Raw genomic sequence first — 23,999 nt, 5'->3', positions numbered from 1 at the left:
AGCCGGGCAATCCATTTTTTGAAATGAAAGCGCTATACTCTCAGTGCGTGTGCAAGGAACGACGCAGGACAGGAAGGGGGATTTGATTGTAATCGCTGGCTTCACCTTATCAGAACGCCACTAAGTGAGAGGATGTGCAGGACATGCGATTTTTCAAATGGTTGGCTTCGATCGCCTTAATATTGTCGGTAGCCGTAGGGTTGCTGCAGGTTAAAGCGCCTCATGGTTATGCGGCTAACCCCAATCATACCCTGGTAGGCGCCATTCGTTGGGATGCTTGGGTAGGTACGCTGAATACCGATGGTGTCGGTGCGCCTCAGGTCGGTTTGCAGGTCGAGCAGACGCTCGGACCGAATAAGTACCATTTTCGGCTGCCGTACTTTGGGGTAGAGACGGGTACGAATTCCGTTCAAGCGCGGCAATTGACTCAGAGCCTCATGGACCAGGATATCGCCTTCGCTAAATATGCCGGCATCGATTATTGGGCGTTCTGCTTTTATCCGGATGGCAGCGGCATGGATACAGCACGGAATTTATACGATTCCAGCACCCATAAAAGCGATGTGAAATACACCTACATCCTCGGAACAGGGAGCCTGCCGTCCACGAAATTCGACTGGCTGGTGAGTAAATTTCAAGAAAGCAATTACCAGAAGGTGATGGGTGGTCGGCCGCTGCTGTATATTTTTGGCGGAACAGGTGGCTATAGTGCTGCGGATATCACATCGATTCGAAATAAGGCGACTGCTCTTGGACTGGCAAATCCGTACGTCGTCGTCATGTCCGACAACTCTTCCGGGGCTTCGAGCGCGGCGACCTCGATCGGAGCAGATGCGATCAGTGCTTATATCACGTGGATGGGTGGCGGTGGCGCTTACTCCGGCCTTGCAGCACAAGACGAAGCTAACTGGAACAACCACAAGGCGACTGGGAAGAAGGTCATTCCGTGGGTGACGACGGGTATGGACACACGTCCACGGTATGATAATCCCGTAAGCTGGACGTCGGTCGGACCGAACGACTGGGTCCAAACTGCAGCGCCTTCCGAAATTGCTGCGAACCTCACGAATGCGCTTTATTGGGTCGGCAGCAACTCGTCGACCGCCGAAGCAAACGCGGTCATTATGTACGCGTGGAACGAATACGACGAAGGCGGCTGGATCGCACCGACGCTGTTCGACGGAACGGAGCGTCTCGACGCGATTAAGAATGTGCTGAAACCGTCCGCGAATCCGGCGAATCTAGCGTTGGACCGAGAGGCTTACAGCAGTTCCTCCAACTGGGACGCAAGCCAAACGGCAGCCAAGGCGTTCGATAGCAACAACGTGACGAACTGGCAAGCTGCATCAGGTTCGAGTTACAGCGGACAGTGGGTGCAAGTGGACTTCGGCGCAAACACACGCTTCAATCAAGTGAAGCTGGCGGAATACGGCAGCCGCACAACGGGTTATCGGATCGAATACTGGAATGGTTCGAGCTGGACAACCGCTTATACCGGCACAACCATTGGAAGCACGGCATCGCCAACGACGGTGACTTTCCCAACCGTACAGGGCACAAAGGCAAGAATCTACTACACCGGGGGCACCTACACTCCGATCCTTTACGAGTTTGAGATCAGCCGTCAATACGTCAATCTCGCAGCCGGCAAAACCTATGCCAGCTCCTCCAATTGGGATGCGGTTCAAACGGCAAGCAAAGCCTTCGACGGTAATCTCGCCACCAACTGGCAGGCGGCTCTCGGCTCCGCCTATAACGGACAATGGGTGGAAGTGAATTTCGGCGCGAGCACGACATTCAACCGAGTAGTGCTGTCGGAGTTTGGCAGCCGCACATCCGGCTACCGGATCGAGTACTGGAACGGTTCGAGCTGGGCGACGGCATATACCGGCACGTCGATCAGCGGCACCGGCGCACCGACAGTTGCGACATTCCCCGGCGTGACAGGGACGAAAGCGCGCATTTATTACACGGGCGGAACTAACACGCCGATCCTTTACGAGTTCGAAGTATCGAATTAAACGATGGATCCTTCGATTAGGTGGGATGTCTGTCTGTGATGGCGAGCTGAGAGTGCGAAATTGAAACTCTCAGCTTGTTTTTTGCTCTGAATGTGATCTGAGAGTCTTATTTTAGGACTTTCGGCTCCCCGTTAAGGGGCAAGGTGGGGTTATTATGAGCTGTTTCGTGATTTTTCAGCAGTTGCCCGCCGCGAGCTACCGTTGGCTTTCGGCTATACTGGGTCAGCCGACATTGTAGAACAGATAAGCAGGATAGTGCGGCGACTTCACGAATATGTTTAAAATGGAAATTATAGGCATATGTTGCTCAAAGGAGTGATGTTATGAAAACTTTAATAGGGAAGGTTGTACCTGGTCTTGGCAATTTTGCCTATTGGATTGAAAAGCTGAGTGCTTATTACGAATCCAAGACGGGCATGATCTTGTTTCCCGGTACATTGAATATTGAACTTGATGAACCTTATGACTTGCCAACTAACGTAATGCGATTAGAGAAAGCGGAATATAACGGAACTGTTTCAGTGAGTATACAAGAATGCTCGATTTTCGGAAGGAAAGCATTTATTTTAAGAACAGATGGCAACGCTGCAGGGACTGGTGATCACCCCCGAACAATCATAGAAATAGCAACGGACGTAAAATTAAGAGAGCATTACAGCTTGAGCGATGACGATGTTGTAGAAGTGAAAATAAGCTAGCAGAGGTGAAAGGATGGAGATCGTTTTAATTCTTATTTTGCCCGTGATTCTCATTCTCTTCATAATCAATATTGATGCGAATGTGAAGAAGCATTTGCTGAATGATGAACGCATATTGGAGAGACTCGACATCTTAATTAAAGCTCAACAGGAGAAGGACAAGAATAATTCGGAATAATCCATAATGGGGGGCTGCAACAAACAAACAATGATTTCTTTTTCCGGATTGATTGCTTCCATAGGGTGCATCCTATTGTGTTGTGTTTTTTTGTTTTGGAATCCGTATTCAACTATTCCGATTGGTAACGATACGTTGCTAATCATTAGTATAACGTTGGTTTTACCGGCGTTACTCGGTATCGTATCCTCGTTAAGAAATAACCGGCTCTTAATGTACATGGTGTTTGTATGGTCACTGCCATTTGGGCTTTATATGTGTATCGCGTCCATACCGAGTGTTTGGAACCTATATGGTGTGGTACTAATCCTTTATCTGATAGCAGCGATAAGGATGAATAGAAGCGGCTACCGCTAAACGATCGGATAGAGCGGAACGTTCTGGATAGGATTGACAATTGAGAAAACGGCACATACAATATGAATGAACGATTCATTTTCGAGGTGAGCCATGGCAGACGAGCGACTGTTCAGCATTTATTTTCATGCGGGAAGACTATTTAATACCAAGCGTTATGCCAATACGAAGGTATCGGAGATTGCAGAAGCGGCCGGTGTCGCAACGGGTACGATCTATAACCTGTTTACAAGCAAGAAAGCGATTCTTACTTTTGTCATACGCGCGTCATTGGAGAAAGATTATCTCGACAGCGAGATCGCATTGCCCGTCGAAGAAGCTGACATGAAACACCTGTATAGTCTGTGCGAGAAATTAAATGACAGGGTATTCGGCGATGTTTTGCGAATTACCGACGGAGAGGGGTCAATCATCAAGAGCTTCACGCAGATGGTAGCTGACATCTTCGATATGAGTGCGGATATTCTCCTTGCAACCGGTAATATCGAGACAAACGCGAGTATTCTTCGCGAACTGGCGAGCTCCTTTTTTCCGGCAAGGGATCAGTTCTTCCGCGTATTCGAAAAAAACCTCATGACCTATATGGAAGCAGGAGAGATTCGGAAGTTGGATTACCCGCGCGTCCACGTGCAAAGCATCAACGATATTTTGACCTGGTGGGCTATGAATGCGAATATTGCCATGCCTGAAATTTCAGTACCACGCGCTGCAGCCCGGGATATCGCGGTTGACCTTGTGGCGAGAGCCTACTTAATCCATAACAAATGAATATTCATTTCGATCGGCACGCTTCGGCGTGCTTTATTAAATGAATAAAAACGAATGAACCATTCATTCACCGAAATGGAGATGGAGATATGAATGTAAGTCATGGAAGGTCAAAGCCTGAAACCAATCAGCATGAGACACCTCCAAGTTTAATGCAAGTCATGCGCCGTTATTTCACAGTCAACAAGAAATACACCTCTATCCTCGTATCCGCGATCCTTTTCTCACTTCTCACATCGGCAGTGCTAAGTCTGATGACGCAATCTTTCCACGCTATTATTGATCAATTCGGTACATCGGGTACGATCGTAAACAAGCAAACGGCCTTTCTGTTGCTTGCACTTATGGTGTTTATACCCTCGCAGTATCTACAGCAATTTCTAGGGATGAAATACAGCGAGCTGTGCGACCGCAATCTGCGCAATACCAATTTTGCCATCGTATCCGGAATCGACAAGCAGTTACAGGATGATCACAACAGCGGAGATATCTTGTCACGTGCCAATAGCGATCTCGTCCAAATCAACGAATCTCTGCAAAACTATTTCTCGGTGAAGCTGCCGCAGCAGATCATCGGTATTGTCGCGCTAGCAGCTTCACTCTTCATCAGCTGGCAACTAACATTATTCTCGCTTGCCATCGTACCGCTCATCGCCTTCTTGCAAGTTCGAATCTCGGCACCGCTAACCCGTTTCGTTCATCAGCGGCAGCAAGCGGCAGGCGAATCACTCTCCGTTGCGAATCACTTGATGGGCGGCTATGAAATCGCTAAAGCGTATAAGCTTGGTGACTTACTGCGGCAACGTTACGAAGCTGCCGTTGATCGAGCCGCCGACAGCGGAATCGAAGCCAATCGCGCAACCATCTTGCTTGCCCCGTTAAGTCAGGTCTTATTATTCCTCCCCCAAATCATCATCTGCGGCTTTGGTGTGTATCTGGCAAGTATCCATCAGATTACTTCCGGCGGCGTTATGTCTGTCATTATATTGAGTGTGTTCATTGGCAATCCCATCGGAGATTTGTCATCCGTGTTGTCTGCCTTCAAAACCGCGCGGGGTTGCGCCACTCGCGTTTTCGAATTGTGGGATTGGTCGCCGGAGCCGACAGGCGGGACCGCAACTAGGCCGGCTAACGACCTGATCCGACTCTCCGATGTTGTATTCTCGTATGGGGATCAGTCGCCGGTATTAAGAGGAATTTCATTCGCCGTAAATAGAGGCGAGCATATCGCGCTCGTCGGAACAAGCGGATCAGGAAAATCAACCGCGATCAAACTGCTCATGGCGTTGTACCACAAGCAGGAGGGCGATATCGAGATATTCGGTCATGCTGTGGAGGATTGGGCGACGGATGCACTTCGCGAGCACATCTCTTATGTTGGGCAGGATACGTATTTATTTGCCGGAACGCTGCGGGATAACGTCGCAATGGGCAATCAGAGCGCTACCGATGCACAGATACAAGCGGTTATTGACGCTGCGCTGCTTCAAGATATCGATATGAAGCGAGACATCGGCGAACGCGGGATGCACCTATCCGGAGGACAACGGCAGCGGGTAGCGATAGCTCGCGCGATGTTGAAAGATGCTCCGCTACTCTTGCTTGACGAACCCACCTCAGCGCTGGATACGCAAAGCGAAGCTATGGTGTCGGAAACGCTTCGTCGGCTAATGGATGGCCGCACCGTGATCATCATCGCGCACCGGTTGTCTGCCCTTCGCCATATTGACCGGGTCCTATGTCTACATGACGGTCAGATCGTGGAAAGCGGGACACACGAACAACTGATGGCGTTGCAAGGCATTTATTATCGACTCTACAAGTCCCAGGAGGCGGATAAGGATGAAAACTGCGATTGACAGCATCCGGCACACCGTACGAATGATGTTATGGTCATGGCGGTTCATAGCAACTTGGCGTAAGAGTTATATGGGATGCTCTTTGATCAGTATGCTGCAGAATGCATGGATGTCGATAACCTCTGCGTATTTAATCGGTCAAACGACGGCCCACGCCGCAACAGGTAACTTTGACGCTATGCTGCAGACGATAGGAGCAGTCGCCGTGATTGTAATGCTTGGCATTATTGTCATGACGGCCGTAAATTACAAAGCCGCTACGATTAAAGTCCTTGGCCTTGCGCAGATTCGTAAGGCATTGTTCGCGAAATTAACCGCTATACCGGCGGCCAAAGCGGATTCGCAGCTTTCCGGGGATATGTCTACTCGCATAAGTATGGATGCGGAACGTACAGCCGATTTCTTCGGTTCAATGATGACGGGCGACCGCAGTTTAGCCGCCATTCCTGTCAGTATCCTTATTTCCACGGTGATCTGTATCGTTTCGCAGCCAATAATAGGCTTTATGAATCTCCTATTCGGACTGATTAGCATCTACGCGAACCTTGCTTGCATCCGCAGAGAGTATAAGTGGCTTACAAAAAGAATGGAAATCATGTCGACTCTCACGCAGCGAATGCTGGATATGATTTCAGGAATAGTTGTAGTACGGATGTTTGGTCTTACGTCACATTTGCAGAAGAAGTATGAGGGCGATTCCTCTAGCGTCTATTCGCATGCGCTGCGCGGAGCAAGATACAACGCTTTGCGCTCATCTTCAAGTTCCGCGATACAGTGGGGCGCGATTATCCTAACCCTCGTCTCGGGTAGCTATTTCGTTTACAAGGGCGTGACTGACTTAGGTACCGTTGTGTTCATCGTGCTCTTACAGTCACAAATCAACAATGACGTGCTGTTAATGACCAACTCTTACCGTCAGCTCCAATATGCAACGATCTCCGCCGTTCGCGTAAAGGAGGTTCTTGATCTTCCCGACGAGCAAATACGCGAGCAAACCGTACAACCGGATCCATTCGCGGAGCATGCAATTGATATGCAAGGTGTTTCCGTAACTTACGAAAGCGATCTGCCCGTTGTTAAGCAAATGTCTTTGCGTGTACGAAACGGAGAAAAGCTTGCTATTGTCGGCCGCAGCGGCGGAGGGAAGACGACATTAGTGAAGTACATCATGGAGCTTGTGGAAGCCGATGCCGGTTCCATTCGATTATACGGCCATCCGCGGGAGCTGTATTCTCAAGAGACGGTGAGAGCACTAATCGCCTATGTACCGCAAAACAGTTATCTTTTCGATGGCACGATTCGAGATAATATAGCTTGGGGTAATCCCGGCGCATCCGATGACGACATATGGAAGGCGATAACTGAGGCGGGATTGCGGGAAGTCATCGATCGGTTGCCTGATGGACTGACTACACGTGTAGGCGAATATGGCTCGCAATTATCCGGTGGACAGCGCCAGCGAATCGCAATTGCGCGTGCAATGGTCAAGAATGCCCCGTTATTGTTGCTGGACGAAGCTACATCCGCGTTGGATGGCGAGTCGGAAGAACTCATTCAACAAGCATTGGGTCGACTCATGGAGGGACGAACGGCTATTGTGATCGCACATCGGCTATCAACCATTCGGAATGCCGACCGAATCCTTGTCATGGAGAATGGGGAAGTGGTCGAAGAAGGGAAACATTCCCATTTACTGGTTCATTCGGGACGGTATGCGCAGCTTTACCGATTGCAATATGCATAAACCGGCATCTGTAAATCGTCAACTTTGTGAAGAGATAGGAGGAAAATGGATACGAAAATGGAATATGTTCCAGTAAGAACGTAGTTTCGCAAATATAGGAGGTAGCGTATGCAAATCAGCATTTGTTCGTTCAGTTTTCACAGATTGTTGGCGGCGGGGAAACAGGATATTTTCCAATATATTAAGGATTGTAAAGAACTCGGGTGTACGCAGCTTGATCCTTGGAATGCTCATCTGGCCGAGTTGAATCAAGGCGAGGATGCGCTGCATGCCGGTGCCAACCCGGACCAATCTCAGCATCTGACGGCTGTGGACGATGAATTTCTGGAACGCGTGAAGCGCGCGGCCGATGAAGCCGGATTGCCGTTCGGGTGTATAGCGGTTGACGGAGCGCATATTTATGAAGAGTCCGAGGAAGCGCGTGCCGGCAATCGGCAGCGGGCATACCGCTGGATCGAAATTGCCGAGAAACTTGGCGCATCCCACATTCGTATCGACTCCGGCGGACCGCAGCAATGGACGGACGACGTGTTTGGCATTGTTGTCGAGGGGTATCAGGATCTCATCGCCCGTGCCCGGAAAGCCGGCATTCAAGTGATCGTAGAGAATCACTGGGGGCCAACCGTCGATCCGGATAATACGGTCCAACTATTGGAAGCGGTTCCCGGATTGGGCTTGCTGCTGGATTCATGGAATTGGGCACACGGGAAGCAGGCACAAGGCTGGTTGAAGTGTGCGAAATACGCAACGGTCACGCATATCAAAACCTTCCATTTCACGGAAGATGGGCAGGAACTGACGCAAAATGTACCTTCTTTCTGTAAATTGCTGCAGGACAATGGGTTTCAAGGCACGTGGGGTGTTGAGAGTGTGCCGGCCGACGGCAATGAGATCGAAGGCGCGCGCAAGACCATCCAGCTGATCCAACGTTCCGTTCGATAATAAGTTTACGCAGATTAATGATTTTCAACACGAATAAAGTGTGAGAGGAGAGGTAGTTGTGCGGAATACGATAGCAGTTGAATTGGTGGATGTAGCTCCTTTTAAGGCTTTGGCAGTGCGGACGGGAATGACGGAAGACAAGAGTGGAACTCGGAAAGCATGGAACGCGTTAACAGAGCAGGTTCCCGTTACCGATGCGCGGCTCTCTGAAGGACCTAAAGCGTATGTATTCATTCCGCAAGAGCAGTGGAATAAGGCAGTAGATACGCTATGGGTTGGATTAGCGGTGGATGACTTCGGGGATGTTCCTTCCGGTATTGAGACTTTGGAGGTTTCGGGCGGTCTCTGCATCAGTGCTCGCGTTCAAGGGAATGAGGCACACATGTGGAGTGTATATGATGCCATATTTGCATGGCTGGAACAGTCCGTTGAATATGAACTCGATTCAAGCGAAGGCGTACTCGGCATGGAGACCGTTCCATTCGAACCCTTTAATGCGCTAACCGTGCCTTACTCGGAAATCGAAACGTTCAACTTTACGATGCTTTACCCGGTACGAAGGAAGTCGAACAGTTAATCATAGTTTAAATAGGACGGATTCCCACTAATCAGGGAGTCCGTCTTTTCGTTAGCACTTATACTCATCTATGTCCCAATCTCTTAATAATATGGGACAAGCAACCATTTCCACCTTTCCCTCGTCTAACTATGTAATCCCGGATCGGGTTACCTACCGATCTATTACGACGATAAGGAGTGGACAAACATGAAACAACAAATTGCAACTGCGTTAGTAGCGACTACGATTATGGCAGGTGCTTTCTTCGCGCTGCCCGGCACAGAGCGGGCTTATGCGAATGCAGCCTCTACAGCCATTCAAATTGAAGTATTAGGGAAGGCTGCCGCTTCAGACGCAGCACCGATTATCGATCACGGGCGGGTGCTCGTACCGCTGCGCGCGGTTAGCGAAGCATTTGGCGCAAATGTAGAATGGAATGCCAAGACGAATACGGCAGTCGTTCGTAAATGGGGCGTAACGGTCCGATTCACGGCGTTCAGCAGCGTTGCGGTAGTCGAGCGCAATCAGCCCGGCGGTGTGAACAAAGTGACGGAGCGGATTGATGCACCTATGAAGCTGCACGGCAATCGTGCCTATGTACCTCTCCGTTACTTGGCTGCCCAATTCGGCTATGCCTCCGATTGGCATGATCGGACCGTGTTCATCTCATCCTATATCGGGAAGAAAAAGCACGATACACTGAATCACGGCACCTTGGCTGAAGCTCGTCAGGTTGCGGTTGGGCTCAGCTACGATCCGCAGTATGCGATTAAGCCTCTGATTGCCGAGAACGTCGGCGAGGCTGACGGTTCAACGATGCTGTTCCCGGAAGGGGAAGCACTGCGATTCATCCGTATCGATGGGAACCTTGCGCAGCAGTTCGAAATCAAAGACGACAAAGCAGTAGTAACTTGGGCCGGCAGATTAGCAGGGTCGATCGAGGATCAGCTTCGTATTTTCATGAAGGGTAAGTGGACGAACAGCATCGGCACAGCACCGAAACCAAGCGGCGATTTCATATATTATAACAGCGGAATATTCGGTGAGACAGGATGGACGGAATACGGTGTCGTAAACGCCGAAGGAGCGTTCACGCAGACGGGCTACAAGCACTATGGATTCGGCGAGGTGGATACCGAGACCGGCACGCTGGAAATCGCGAAGCCGGGCGAGAAGCGCACCGACACAGTTGGCCAAACATCGAACTAAGATTTCAATGTCAAAGGGAGCAGATCTTCTCAGGTCTGCTCCCTTTGATTTCGTGCTTCTATCGTAGCTTGCGGATGTATCCAAGCAATAGCCATTCGGTTAGCCACCGAAATGGATGCAAATGTCCAAGTGCATGAATGTAATCAACGGGTCGGGGGCACGCTGTTGACTTGACACCAAATGATGCCCTATAATGAACATGTCACCAAAAGGTGTCCAATACCACAGTCAACAAAATTAGGAGAGGGTGTTGTGAGCGAGAACAACCCGTTGCGGGATACGTTTGACGCGATTGCGGATCCAACCAGACGCGAATTAATTCGTCTGCTGGCAGAGGCAGAGGAAGTGCCGCTGCACGAATTAACATCGCAATTTCAAATGGGCCGAACAGCCGTATCCAAGCATTTGACCATTCTTAAAGAAGCCGGACTCGTTCTTGACCGGAAGGTCGGCCGAGAAACGCGATTTCGATTAAACGCCGAGCCCCTCCGAGAAATTCAGCATTGGGTTTCTTTTTACAGCAAATTTTGGAACACGAACCTGATTCGATTGCAGCACCTATTAGAGGAGGAAGAGGAATGAGTTTTACTTTAAATTTGGATTATCAATATACAGCACCGATTGAGAAAGTATGGAGTGCTCTAACCGATCCGACTAAGCTTGCCAAATGGGTGATGGAAAATGATTTCAAGCCCGTCGTTGGTCACCGTTTTCAATTCCGTCAGAAGCCGACTGAATATTGGGATGGTATCGTTGAAGGCGAAGTGCTTATCGTAGACGAACCAAGCAAGCTGTCCTACACTTGGGGAACCGGTCAGGAGAAACACACGGTTACTTGGACCGTGCAAGACCTTGGGGACGGTAAGGTTAATCTTCATCTCGAACAAACCGGAATTTCCAATGAACAAGCCCTTAATGGCGCTAAGTATGGTTGGGGTGCAATGCTTGGCCAATTAGTCAAGTTGTTTGAATAGTAGAGTTAGCTTTGTTAACCCGAAACGACATAAACCGGCTGCATGTCGAATGCAGCCGGTTTATGTCTGCTTCGGATGATGAACAAAATCGGGAGGAGAATTAGCATGAGCGCATCCAATCAAGAATATATCGTGATCTCCGGAGCAAGAGAAAATAATCTCAAGAACGTCTCCCTGCGTATTCCGAAACGAAAAATTACGATCTTCACGGGGGTATCCGGATCGGGTAAGTCCTCGATTGTCTTCGATACGATCGCTGCAGAATCGACGCGATTGCTGAACGAGAACTTCAGCATGTTCGTGCGCACTTTCTTGCCTAAGGTTCCGCAGCCCGAGGCGGACGGCATCGAGAACCTAAGCATGGCGGTTATTGTAGATCAGAAGAGACTCGGCGGCGGTTCCCACTCCACGATGGGTACGATAACCGACATTTCGCCCATTCTTCGTCTTCTCTTCTCCCGTGCAGGTCAGCCTTATGTCGGGCCGGCGAACATGTTCTCGTTTAACGATCCGCAAGGGATGTGTCCCGAGTGCAACGGGATCGGACGAAGCATGATCGTGAATATGAGTAGAGCCGTGGACATGTCCAAGTCGCTAAATGAAGGGGCTATCATGCTTCCGGACTATAAGGTTGGCGGCTGGGAAATCAATATGATCCTGCAGTCGGGGTCTTTCGATGTGGACAAAAAGCTGAGTGACTATTCAAGTGAAGAACTGGAGCAGCTCCTGTACGGGAAGGCGCGTAAAGTCGAGATGGAATTCGCCGGAAAAGCGATGAACATTACGGTGGAAGGCGTCATCGAGAAGTTTACCAACAAGTACATTAAGCGAGACGTGAAAACGATGTCCGACCGGACGCAGCAAGCGGTTGCGCCGTTCATTATCGAGGGCTCATGCTCCAGCTGCCATGGAGCAAGACTTAGCCAAGCTTCGCTTAGCTGCAGAATTAACGGACATAACATCGCAGAGCTGTCCGCCATGGAAGTCGGGCAGCTCATCCGGGTCGTTCGGGAAATCGCGGATCCGGTTGCCGCGCCGGTCATCAAATCGCTGACCGAACGGCTTCAGCATCTTGTCGATATCGGACTTGATTACTTGACGCTGGATCGCGAGACGGATACGTTGTCCGGAGGCGAGTCGCAGCGCGTCAAGATGGTCAAACATCTGAGCGGAAGCCTTGTCGATGTCACCTATATCTTCGATGAGCCGAGCGTGGGTTTGCATCCCCGCGACGTGCATCGGTTAAATGAATTGCTTCAGAAGCTTCGAGATAAAGGAAATACCGTCATTGTTGTCGAGCACGATCCCGACGTCATCAAGGTGGCGGACCACATTGTCGACGTTGGTCCTCACGCCGGCAGTCGCGGGGGAAACATCGTATTCGAGGGCAGCTACGAGGGTTTGCTGGAGTCAGGCACGCTGACAGGCAACCATATGAAGCGGCCGCTCCAATTGAAGCAGGAGTCGAGAAAACCATCCGGCAAATTGTCCGTCAAGAATGCGACGCTGCACAACCTGGAGAACGTGAGTGTCGATATTCCAACCGGCATTCTGACGGTTGTTACAGGTGTCGCCGGTTCAGGCAAGAGTACGCTGATTAATGACGTCTTCCTAAGTCAGCATTCCGATGCGATCGTCATCGATCAATCGGCGATCGGCGTCTCCTCGCGTTCGAATCCAGCGACCTACACAGGAATCATGGATGATGTGCGTAAGGCATTTGCTTCGGCGAACAAAGTCAATCAGGGCTTATTTAGCTTCAATTCCAAAGGCGCTTGCGAGAACTGCCAAGGGCAGGGCGTTGTGTCAATCGATCTTTCTTTCCTGGACAGCGTGGATTTGCCATGCGAGGTTTGCGGTGGCAGACGGTTTAAGGAAGAGGTGCTGGAATACAAGCTAAACGGCAAATCGATTGCGGACGTGCTGGAGATGACCGTTGAGCAAGCTTTGGAATTCTTCGAGCTCAAGGAGGTTGTCCGCAAGCTTCAGGCCATGAGCGATGTGGGGCTGACCTATATTACGCTCGGGCAGCCGATGAGCACACTCTCGGGCGGGGAATGCCAGCGTATCAAGCTGGCAAGCGAGCTGCATAAGAAGGGCAGTATCTACGTGATGGATGAGCCGACGACAGGGCTGCATATGTCCGATATCGCTCATCTTCTGGCGATCATGAATCGACTCGTGGATGCCGGCAATACGGTTATCGTGATCGAGCACAACCTCGAAGTGATCAGCCAAGCCGATTGGATCATCGATATGGGTCCGGACGGAGGCAGCAGAGGCGGACAGCTGGTGTTCGAGGGAACACCTACGCAGATTACGGATGCGAAGGATTCCATTACGGGGAAATACTTGCAGTAATCGAGCGATTCACAAGGAGTATTGATCCCATTCGCGCGAAAAAACAACTATACCCGTTCTTTCACTTGTCTGCATGCTTCCGAATATGCGTTAATATAGATGTCGGGCCCGACAAAATCTTCATGAAAGGAGCTGATTCAGTTGATCAAGCACACGGAGGTGGCTTTCGCTTAAAGCGAAGGTCACCATAAAGAGGGAGGCCTTCCGGCCTCCCTTTTCTTACAATAGGAAGACGGAAAGAACCGTTTTCACTTATAATGAGTATTGAAGCACGATTTTAATGAACGATCGTGTTTTTTCCATATTAATGAGAGGGGGAAGGAAACGTGAACAAATCGCATTCAGATGGCGTTGCAATGGCCGATACGATTAAGGAGGTTTACGTTGAATTACAAGAACGGAAGAGATGTGCTTCCCCCTAGACTATTGGAGGAGCTTCAGCGCTATATTCAAGGCGAGCTGATCTATGTCCCGAAGCAGCAGAGCGAGCGCGCCGCTTGGGGCGAGAAGAGCGGATCCCGTATTATCATCGGACAGCGTAACGAGGAGATCTACCGGCGCTACGCGGACGGCAGTACCGTACAAGAACTCGAGCGACAGTATCATCTGTCCGGAGACAGCATTCGCAAAATCATTCTCAAACTGCGCAGCGCTTCAGCATTCCCTTTAGATGAGGGAGATGCCGTTGAAGCGCCAACCGCATATGAAGCGGTTCAGGCAGTCAAACATTGAAGGCATAAAACAAGCTGACGTCGGTTGATCCCGGCGTCAGCTTGTTTTGCTTGCTTAGTAAACTTCCATTTCGAACAAAGAGTAGCCGTACTGCGTATTGCGAGCCGAGCCTTGGATTTTGACGAAACGTGCTTCGACAGGGGCTATGAAGATGTTATCGATACCGCCGTCTCCTTTAGCTGTCGCATAAACCGTTGACCAGCTCTCACCATCTTGCGACACTTCGATGGTGTAAGCTTTCGCGGATGCATTCTCCCAATTCAAGAGAACGCGGCTGATCGTATTCATGGTGCCAAGGTCGACAGTGATCCATTGGGGATCGCTGAATGCGGATTCCCACCGCGTGCTTTTGTTACCGTCGACAGCACGCTGTCCGCTTTGAAGTGCACCTTCAGAAGTAGCGGTATTCTGGTTAAGGGCTAGATTGATACCCGCTGTAATTGGCTGTACAACGGAATCGGATTCGTATCCCTGTGCTTGCACGGTCACGACATAAGGATTGGACTCTGTGAACAATTCAGCACTGAGCGTGATTTTGCCGGCAGATACGGTATATTGATCCGCTTGAAGAGGAGCGCCGTTCAGTTCAACTGCGTTGATATTGTTTCTCCATGCCGAGTCATCCGTGAACATGAGATCGATCGGTTTGCCAAGTGTGTTATCAGTCGTATCTGCCGTCAAGGCAGGTCCTGCGAGAGGAGCCTTATTACCGGCGTACACCTCGAATTCCCATAATGAGAAGCCGTAAGGGGAACCTCGCTTGATACCGTTCATCTTCACGTATTTGGCTTGGACAGGAGCGAAGGAAATATCATCGACACCGCCATTGCCTTTGTCCGTGGCGTATACAGTCGTCCATGTCTCCCCATCTAAGGAGACATCAATGGTGTATGCTTTGCCGAAGGCATTTTCCCAGTTCAGAACGACACGGTTGATCGTTGCAGCTGACCCGAGATTGATGCTCATCCATTGATTATCGGCAAATGCCGATTCCCAGCGGCGATCCAAGCGACCGTCAACGGCATCGCTGCCGGAGCGGTGGTACTCCGGTGAAGAAGCCGTTTCTTTACCGAACGCGAGGTTCAGCGGGTTGGGATTCGTGCCGGGGTCAGGCGTCGGGTTCGGATCCTGATGACCGGGCTGATCTTGGGCAGCGACAGTTTGTTGTACGGACGCGTCCGCGTAATCTTTTGCTTGAACCGAAATGACATACGTTTTAGCTGTCTTAAATAAAGACGCGTTAAATGTGATTTTGCCGGCATTCACTTGGTAGTTGGAAGCGTTAATCGTTGCGCCGTCAATCTTGACGCTTTCGATCGCGGTTCTCCATGCCGCATCATCTTCAAAGGTCACATCGATTGGCTGCCCGATTACGGTGTTCGTTGTATCGGCAGACAGTTCCGGTGCGCTCGGCAGACCCGTACCGTTACCGTACACTTCCAGCTCCCATAAAGAGTAGCCGTAGTTCGTCGTCCGTTCTGTGCCGTTTACTTTGACGTAACGCGCAGCGATAGGGGAGAAGCCGATGTCATTGATTCCCGGTTTGCCCGTTGTTGTGGTATAGACAGTTTTCCATTCTTTATTATCCGTGGACACTTCCACGGTGTAGCTCTTGCCTGCTGCATTCTCCCAATTCAGAAGGACGCGGCTGATGCTGTCTTCCGCTCCGAGATCGACCGTGATCGATTGTGCGTCGGTAAAGGCCGATTCCCATCGCGTCGTTTTGTTTCCGTCAACCGCATAGCTGCTCGATTGATTCGGAGTGGATGAGGTGAACGTCGGTTTGCGCAGGGCAAGGTTGACGTTCGAATTCGTCACGATCGGCTGCTGAATGGCGGTCGTGGCAAAACCATGCGATTCGACCGTGATGTTATAGTTGCCGGCAGCAGGGAATAGGGAGCCGTCCAGCGTGATTTTGCCAGGAGCAACTTCGTATTGCGATGCGGATACAGGCGTTCCGTTCACTTTCACGTTCTGAATCGCTGTTCTCCATTCCGCGACATCCTCGAAACCGATCTCAATCGGCTTTCCGGCACGGTTCATCGTCGTATCTGCAAGGAGATCCGGCGCATCCAGGCTGCCCGCAGGCGTGCCGAACACTTCCAGCTCCCACAAGGAGTAGCCGTAGTTCGTCGTGCGTTCCGTACCTTCTACTTTGACGTACCGCGCATTCACGGCCGGGAATGTAATGTCGTCGATGCCTTCATGACCGCGAGTTGTCGAATATACAGGTGTCCATTGCTCCCCATCTGTCGATACGAGCACCTTATAGCTTTTGCCGGCGGCATTTTCCCAGTTCAGGCGAATATGGCTGATGCGATATTCCGATTTCAAATTAACCGCAACAAACTGCGGATCGCTGAAAGCTGACTCCCAGCGCGTATCGAGCTTGCCGTCAACCGCGTAAGAGCCCGGGTTATTCGGTTTATCTGACGTGAAAGTCGGCTTGTTCAGAGCCAGGTTGACTGTCGAATTTGTGATCACGACTTGTTGAACGCCGGTATCCGGATAATCGGCAGCCTTCACAACGATCGAGTAGCTGCCTTCAACAGGGAACAAGCTGCTGTCCAGGGTGATTTTGCCGGCTTGAACGACGTATTGCGATGGGTCCAGCGCTGCGCCATTGACTTCAACCGCGTGAATAGACTCGCGCCAGTTCCGATGATCGGCAAAAGTCAGCTCGATCGGCTGTTTAATCGTATTGCCGGTTTTGTCGGTTGAAAGCACGGGAGCCATGTTCGCATCCAAATCGGTTACTTTCGTCGGATCGACTTTCACAAGCGATTTAGGGCCGATTATCGCAGAGCCAGTTACGCCTGCGGCGTTATGGAACGTTACCGTAATCGCTTCGTTAGTAGGATTCCATACCTCAGCCGAGTAAGTGGACCCTTTCTTGTAAACGGATGCTCCGGACCAGCCGCTTGCCCAGATGTCCTCGGTGCGTGTTCCAAGCGTCGCCATATTGTGCACGAACCAATAGGTATTGAAAATTTCGTTCTTTTGCGTGTTCTCTACCGTAAATTTATCGAGCACCGCTTGCGGATTGCTCAGCGCTTCGATTGGCCAAACGATATGCTGCCACGCATCCTCGGGACCTTCATTGTCCTTGACCATACCGTTGTACAGATCGGCTGCTTTGGCTGGATCGAAGCCATAGCTCGTTAAATATTCGCCGGTTGGCAGCCATTGGATGCCGTAAATATTGACGGGATCGCCGCTGAAGAAGGTACCGAAGTTATAAGCACTTCCATATACCTGACCGACTGATTTATGAGCGAATTCCGGCAGCCAGTTGTCGTTGTCATAGTTGAACCAGTATTGCTCGACAGCCTTCAGCTCCGTTGTGAAGCCGTAGATGGCAATATCACGAGTAGCTTTGTCGCCGGACAATAAGCTCCACATGTATTCGCCTACCCAGCCGAACAGAGACTCGCCTGCAGCTTCCTGATTGTTCCCATTGTTGTTATCGCCATAACCGCCGGCCCATGAATGGCCTTCGTAGGGATCAAAATTGCGGAGGAACGGATAGAGCGGATCTTCCTTGGACGGATTCCCGTAGTCCCGAATAAGGTGCTCGACCATGCCGCCGTAATTGTCCTTGAAATCTTGATCGTACGTCGCGAGCACGGCAGAAGCGAAGACGAAATAACCATACGTGAAATGGTGATCCGTTAAGCCGGTGTTGGCGCCGAATTCACTGTTTTTGTAATACATCGTACCCCAAGTCGGATCGTAGTACATGAAGTAATCCGGCTCGCCGTTGGTATAGGTGTACCAGTCCGTTAAGATCGTTCTCATTCGAGAGAGGAACGCTTCTTTGTACGCTTGGTCTCCGATTTGATCCGCAATAAGCACGCCCATTGCCAGCGGATGCAGCACTTTGCCTTGCCAGTAAGCATCGCCGGACATGATGTTCTTGGACGTTGATTCATCCAGGTAGCTTAATTGCTCAAGCAGCGCTTCGCGAGAGTACGAAGAATCGCCCGGTTCCGTAAATTGTGGAACGATCCCGTTGAACTGATCCTTTGTCGTGAACGAGTTGCCTTCATGAAGCTTAAGCGTTCCGCGAATGGATGGATACGTAAGAGGAGTCAAGGACGATGAGGTTTGCTTCCATTGGTGCGGGAGCAGAGCCATCAAGGTCGTTGGTTCCATATCCGAGCGCTTCCGATCGATTTCCACCGCGAAGGTAGTAGCCACTTCCGAGGCAGTCTCGTCGAAGCTAGGCGTAACGACCGTATTCGTAACGAATGCGTAACCATGCTTATAGAAGTAATTCAAGTCGCTTGCGGCAGGCATCGACGCGACGGACAAGTAGTTTTGCCCGCTGCCCAGGCGAATTTTTACTTTGTTGCCGACTTTCATGAAGACGGAGCCTTCCGGCGCGAATACGCCATAATTGCGGGTTACTTTATTCGCTTGCGGGGAACCGTCTACATTCGTCACGGCGAAACCGATATGATCGGCTGTCAATTTGGCACCTTCGGCAGCGAGAACCGGATTTCCGTTGTCATCGTAGAAGCGGGTGGACGCTGGGAAATACAACTCGGATGTCGTCGGGTCACTGAATTCCGAATACAAATACGGCGAGCCTTTAACGAAGGTCGTCTTCATTTTCGCGGTATCGTTATCGCTCAGTGCCACGGTTGCTGACCAATCTCCGTAACCTGTAATCTTGTTCTTCACATTGGTGGTGCTGATGTTGCCGGCATGCAGGTAGAAATCCGGACCGCCATCAGCCGCTTGCGAGTTGCCCGTATCATTCACCCAACCTGCGCCCGGATCCAGAATTCCGAGACCGAGCGCGGAGTACTTGGATTTCAGCGGAAGCGTGATCAGGCTGTCACTGAAGTTCTTGATCAAGACCGATTGCCACCAGTCATTCGATGGAATCGGTGCATCTAGCTCATCCGACTTGTTCATCGGCGGACGCGGCTGCGGCATGTTGATATCGCTGGTTAAGTAGCTGCCTTTGCCGACGCCGACCGTTGAAGAGGTAGGGAGCGTTGGGATCGTGTATTCCGGCTTCGGATCCCCGTTCACGTAATCGTAAACGCTGAAATTGAATAATGAGTAGCCATAGCTTGTCGTGCGGCTAATGCCTTTCATTCGCACATAACGGCCGCTTGCATAGACCGGCGTATCGATCCAGCCATCTTGCCCGTTCATCTCGCGGTAGATGGTTGTCCAATTGGCGGCATCGTCAGACACTTGCAGATCGTAGATGCGTCCGGCTGCATTTTCCCAGTTGAGCCGAATGCGGCCAATTTCATGTACGGAGCCTAGGTCAACATATATCCATTCATTGCTTGTATGAGCGGATGACCATCTGGTCGTCACATCGCCATCGTTTGCATTCTCCGGCGGCATCGCTGGCTTATCCTTGTCTGCTTTCTCATAAGAAGAAGCTGCGACAGGTTTATTCTTGGCCACGTCCTCACCTAGTACGATAGGGCTGGGATTCGTTCCGCCTGTGCCGTAAACCTCGAATTCATAAAGCGATACCCCATATCCGCCGCTTCGCTCGAGGGACAGCATTCGGACATAACGTCCTTGACCGGAAAGGCTGATGGTATCCACGCCGCCGTCGCCTTTAGCGTCCGTGTAGATGTCTTTCCAATCCGTTTCGTCGTCGGAGACTTGGATCTTGTACGACTTCGAGTAGGCATTCTCCCAACGGATAACGGCCTTGTCGATCGTCGCATGGGCGCCAAGGTCTACGTAAATCCATTGTGGATCCGCGCTGAACGCGCTTCCCCATCTGGAGTCCGTGCTGCCATCAACGGCTTTCTCTGGCGTTAAGCCGCCTTCGGTTGAAGAAGCGTACGCCGCTCCTCCATACGTGAGAAGGCGCGAAGCCTCGGCTCCCTTAGCACCGGCTGCTGCAACGATGGATCCGTTCCAGGAACCGAGAAGCAAGGAGAGGACGAGCACTGACTTGGTTGTCAGGGGCATCTTCCTACGAACCTTTCTTGCAAAAGAACTCATTCCACCAATTCCTCCTGTTGTGCCTCAAGGGCTTCTTGAATGACATTTCTCGACATGAGAGAAACATCCAAATCCCGGAAAAAGTATGGGATTTTTTTTCAGCGCAATTATATCCCTTGTCGAAATTGGTTAACAATGAGCGTCACAGCCTACTCCAAGACCGGTGATAGGGCTATATGCTTAATATTGCAGGTCGAGATGCCGTAAGTTAGACCTAAGGAAATTGTGAATAAATAGAAGTCCATGATTTAGCCATGTTAACTTTCGAGTCGAAGAGGCTTAGCGTTTACACCATATCGTCATTTTGGTTTGTGCTTGAAATGCCATAGGTCTACAGGCCTTAATGCCTTATTGCCTATGCAATAGGTCATTGTAAACAATTTTAAGAAATCTTAATATTCATTCCTGCCAGAAATTAGTCAAAACATCCTGTATTGGTGAATTCAAGAGACATTTGTAATAGGGTCAATTTCATAGAACCGGACAAATGATCCGGTTTATTTCATAACTAATTCTCATAAAACCGAACCGCCTCCATAAACTATTATTTGGGTAATGGAAGCGTTATCAATAATACAAGCGAGAGGTGAATTAACGAGGATGAAAAAGGGTGAACGAGTAAACGTGATTTGGCTTATTATTGTCGCAATGGTGGTTACGTTAACGGTAACCGTCGTTCCGTCAGAAAGGAGTTATGCCGCTACGCAGGCTACGTATTACGTGAATCCGTCCGGCGGCAGCGACAGCAACAACGGTTTGACGACAGGAACAGCGTTCGCGACGATCACGAAAGCAAGGGATGTCATTCGGACGATTAACGGCAGCATGACAGGGGATATTTATGTTTATCTGATGAACGGCACTTATCCTTTGAGTGCGACATTAACGTTCGGCCCATCCGATTCCGGGACGAACGGTTATAAAATCATCTATAAGAACTATACGGGCGCCGCGCCGGTCATCAGCGGCGGCGTTGATTTGACAACAGGCTGGACACTTCATGATGCGGGACAGAACATCTATAAGAAAACAGGGGTCAATTGGAATTTCCGACAGCTGTATGTGAATGACACGCGAGGCGTCAAGGCGCGCAAGCCGAATCTGACGGACGAAGTTACTGGCGGGCCCTACTTAAACGCTACGAATAGTTCTTATCCGTATACCGTAAACACGGCAGATATCGGTTCGTGGGCAAACGGCGGCACGGCCGAAATGGTCGTTGTAGGCCATTGGAGCCAGCACCGCGGAAGAATCGCGAGTTATACGGGGAATACGGTCACGTTCAAAACTCCGGAGAGTGGATTCGCTTATAATCACCATAATCAAGGTTCTTCACCTTATTACTTCGAGAATGCCTATGCGCTGCTGGACGCGGCCGGCGAGTGGTTCTTGGATACGGCCAACACGACGCTCTACTATAAGCCTCGCAGCGGCGAAACTATGAATACGACGACGGTCATCGCACCGAAGGTAGAGACGCTTGTTCAATTCCAAGGCAGCAGCGCTTCAAATAAAGTCCACGATATTCAGTTTGCCGGCATTACGTTCAGATACAGCAATTGGCTGGCTCCCAGTATTTACGGATACGTGGATACGCAAGCAGGCTTTCGATACCAAACGGCCGGCGGAGGATCCAATTCGGAAATCCGAAATACGGCGCGATATACGTCGGCTCTGGGGATGGTTCAGCTTAAATATGCGAGTACGATAACGCTGGAATCCAACACGTTCCAATTCGCCGGCGGATGGGGCATCATGGGGAACGAGGGAACCGATCATACGCTTATAAAGAGCAATTCGTTCTATAAGAATGCCGGGGGAGGCGTTGCGCTAGGCGTCGCCGGCGATGAGTGGGATGAACAGTCCTCAATGGACGGCCAGAGTACCTACGATTCGATCTTGGATAATACCGTGGATACCGTGGGGCTTGATTATGCCGATATGGTCGGCATCGGCGGGATGATTCCGAACAACATGACAATCGGCCGGAACGAAGTTAAGAATCTGCCTTATACGGGGATTACCATCGGGTGGAACTGGCAGGACTATGAGCATGGCATGACCGATAATGTAATATTCGGCAATAACATTCACCATGTAATCAAGCTGCTGGATGACGGCGGCGGGATTTACACGCTAGGCAAAATGGTCGGGTTCACCAGATTCGATGCCAACTACATCCACGATCTGTCCGGCTCGGCCTATAACGGTGGATATCCGATTTCGGCAATCTATTTCGACAACGGAAGTGCATACAAAACGGCCGAGAAAAACGTCATTAACAACGCGCCTCAAACGATATTTGCCAGCAATCCTCCCAATCACGATAACGTGATCCAGAATAACTACAGCAATTCGCCGTGGGGAAATTGGAGCGGCAGCAACGTATTCCAGAACAATACAACGGTGAGTAACCAAAGCTGGCCGCAAGGCGCCATCGACATTATGAATGCGGTCGGACCGGGAGGAACAGCCCAGAAACCTACGCCGCCTACAGCGCCTCCGGCAGGTCCCGTCGTATTCAGCGATAACTTCAACGACAATGCAATCGGATCTCCATGGACGACAGTTGGCGGAGCATGGAGCGAGACATCGCAGACGCTGAAGCAAACCTCAACGGCTAACGGCGATCCGCGCAAAGCGATTGTAAGCAATGCCGGTCTCGGTACGTCTACCGATTACACGATTACGGCTAAGGTTCGTGTCGACAGTTGGACGGACGGCGATTATGCACGTGCCGGCGTGGGGCTATTCACCGGGACTTCAGACGGTAAAGGCTATAATCTCGTTTTCCATCAGAATCACAGCACGCTTCAATGGCTGAACGACGAAATCGCATGGGGCACAAGCTATCCTTTCAATTGGAGCAACAATACGTGGTATTGGTTTAAAATGAGCGCCTCCAATGGGACTTTGTACGGAAAAGTGTGGCAGGATGGCACGAGTGAGCCGGCGTCCTGGATGTATACGCAGTCTTGGAGCGGCAGGACGGGGTATCCTTCGTTGAACGGAGGCAGTACGAATACAGGAGGTTCAACGGTTTCCTTCGACGATGTTACGGTGGAAGGTCCTGCAAGCACGAACAAAGCGTTGAACAAAACGGTTAACGCCTACTATATCGACGGCAGCACCGCGGCGCTTCAACCGGGCGACTCCGTCGTTTATGCGACGGACGGCAATCCATCGACAAAGACACAAGCAACGAATCAATGGCGATGGATGCTGCGCATTGATTTGGGTGCGTCCACCAGCATCAATCGCATCAAGCTCATCATGCCAGCTACTGCTTATGCGACTGCATTCGATATTCAGACTTCTACGGACGGCACCTCGTATACAACCGTTAAATCGGTAACGGGATTCGGTGGAGGAGCGAGTGACAACACGATAACGTCCACAACCGCAAGGTATGTTCGCGTTGTCGCGATCACACCGGATGGACCGGGTCAGACTGGTGGGCAAATGGCAATAGCTGAGGTAGAGGTTTATTAGTAGTTCGAGTTCCAATGCCGCCGCCGCGAATGTCTCTGGCGAGACTTTCGCGGTTTTCTTTTTGCGTGAATTTGAATCGGCAATGCCATTGACAACATATGTTGTCTAACATATAGT

At 50.6% G+C, this 23,999-nt stretch carries 15 protein-coding genes; 14 read left to right on the top strand and 1 reads right to left on the bottom strand.

What is annotated here, in order from left to right; all coding sequences use genetic code 11:
* Positions 1-143 precede the first annotated feature (143 nt).
* The 13 genes from I8J30_RS10680 to I8J30_RS10620 all read left to right on the top strand — a co-directional run bounded on the left by I8J30_RS10680 (position 144) and on the right by I8J30_RS10620 (position 14,402).
* A complete protein-coding gene (locus I8J30_RS10680; protein ID WP_210658049.1) occupies positions 144-2,021 on the top strand; it encodes a galactose-binding domain-containing protein in 1,878 nt (625 codons plus the stop codon).
* A gap of 323 nt (positions 2,022-2,344) precedes the next feature.
* A complete protein-coding gene (locus I8J30_RS10675) occupies positions 2,345-2,719 on the top strand; it encodes a DUF120 domain-containing protein (RefSeq protein ID WP_210658047.1) in 375 nt (124 codons plus the stop codon).
* Between the two features lie 13 nt (positions 2,720-2,732).
* Complete coding sequence (locus I8J30_RS10670; RefSeq protein ID WP_210658046.1) at positions 2,733-2,897, top strand: hypothetical protein; 165 nt, start codon at positions 2,733-2,735, stop codon at positions 2,895-2,897.
* Positions 2,898-3,347: 450 nt separating this feature from the next.
* Entirely contained in the window at positions 3,348-4,022 is a 675-nt protein-coding gene (locus tag I8J30_RS10665) for a TetR/AcrR family transcriptional regulator (protein WP_210658044.1), read from the top strand.
* Positions 4,023-4,111: 89 nt separating this feature from the next.
* Positions 4,112-5,881 carry an ABC transporter ATP-binding protein gene (locus I8J30_RS10660; protein WP_210658042.1) on the top strand — a complete coding sequence of 590 codons (1,770 nt, stop codon included), beginning with the start codon at positions 4,112-4,114 and terminating at the stop codon, positions 5,879-5,881.
* On the top strand, positions 5,865-7,625 hold the full coding sequence (locus tag I8J30_RS10655; protein WP_210658040.1) for an ABC transporter ATP-binding protein: 1,761 nt from the start codon (positions 5,865-5,867) through the stop codon (positions 7,623-7,625). The genes I8J30_RS10660 and I8J30_RS10655 overlap by 17 nt, the downstream gene beginning before the upstream one ends.
* Before the next feature lie 108 nt (positions 7,626-7,733).
* Positions 7,734-8,567 (top strand): sugar phosphate isomerase/epimerase family protein, encoded by an 834-nt coding sequence (locus I8J30_RS10650; protein ID WP_210658038.1) that lies wholly within the window; start codon positions 7,734-7,736, stop codon positions 8,565-8,567.
* Between the two features lie 58 nt (positions 8,568-8,625).
* Positions 8,626-9,144, top strand: coding sequence for a GyrI-like domain-containing protein (locus I8J30_RS10645; RefSeq protein WP_210658035.1), 519 nt, complete (start codon positions 8,626-8,628; stop codon positions 9,142-9,144).
* Between the two features lie 189 nt (positions 9,145-9,333).
* Positions 9,334-10,335 carry a copper amine oxidase N-terminal domain-containing protein gene (locus I8J30_RS10640; protein WP_210658033.1) on the top strand — a complete coding sequence of 334 codons (1,002 nt, stop codon included), beginning with the start codon at positions 9,334-9,336 and terminating at the stop codon, positions 10,333-10,335.
* Positions 10,336-10,587: 252 nt separating this feature from the next.
* Complete coding sequence (locus I8J30_RS10635; RefSeq protein WP_210658031.1) at positions 10,588-10,917, top strand: ArsR/SmtB family transcription factor; 330 nt, start codon at positions 10,588-10,590, stop codon at positions 10,915-10,917.
* Positions 10,914-11,309 (top strand): SRPBCC family protein, encoded by a 396-nt coding sequence (locus I8J30_RS10630; protein ID WP_210658030.1) that lies wholly within the window; start codon positions 10,914-10,916, stop codon positions 11,307-11,309. Before I8J30_RS10635 ends, I8J30_RS10630 begins: the two co-directional genes overlap by 4 nt.
* 105 nt (positions 11,310-11,414) lie before the next feature.
* Entirely contained in the window at positions 11,415-13,670 is a 2,256-nt protein-coding gene (locus I8J30_RS10625; RefSeq protein ID WP_210658028.1) for an ATP-binding cassette domain-containing protein, read from the top strand.
* Positions 13,671-14,054: 384 nt separating this feature from the next.
* Complete coding sequence (locus I8J30_RS10620; protein WP_210658026.1) at positions 14,055-14,402, top strand: CD3324 family protein; 348 nt, start codon at positions 14,055-14,057, stop codon at positions 14,400-14,402.
* A gap of 54 nt (positions 14,403-14,456) precedes the next feature.
* Here I8J30_RS10620 and I8J30_RS10615 read toward each other — a convergent pair whose 3' ends face one another.
* Positions 14,457-20,390 carry a discoidin domain-containing protein gene (locus I8J30_RS10615; protein WP_210658024.1) on the bottom strand — a complete coding sequence of 1,978 codons (5,934 nt, stop codon included), beginning with the start codon at positions 20,388-20,390 and terminating at the stop codon, positions 14,457-14,459.
* 600 nt (positions 20,391-20,990) lie between these two features.
* Here I8J30_RS10615 and I8J30_RS10610 point away from each other — a divergent pair.
* Positions 20,991-23,882 carry a discoidin domain-containing protein gene (locus I8J30_RS10610; RefSeq protein WP_210658023.1) on the top strand — a complete coding sequence of 964 codons (2,892 nt, stop codon included), beginning with the start codon at positions 20,991-20,993 and terminating at the stop codon, positions 23,880-23,882.
* Positions 23,883-23,999: the final 117 nt, after the last annotated feature.

It is taken from the genome of Paenibacillus lignilyticus (assembly GCF_017942085.1).
Lineage (GTDB): Bacteria > Bacillota > Bacilli > Paenibacillales > Paenibacillaceae > Paenibacillus_Z > Paenibacillus_Z lignilyticus.
This window is presented reverse-complemented; position numbering and strand designations above follow the sequence as displayed.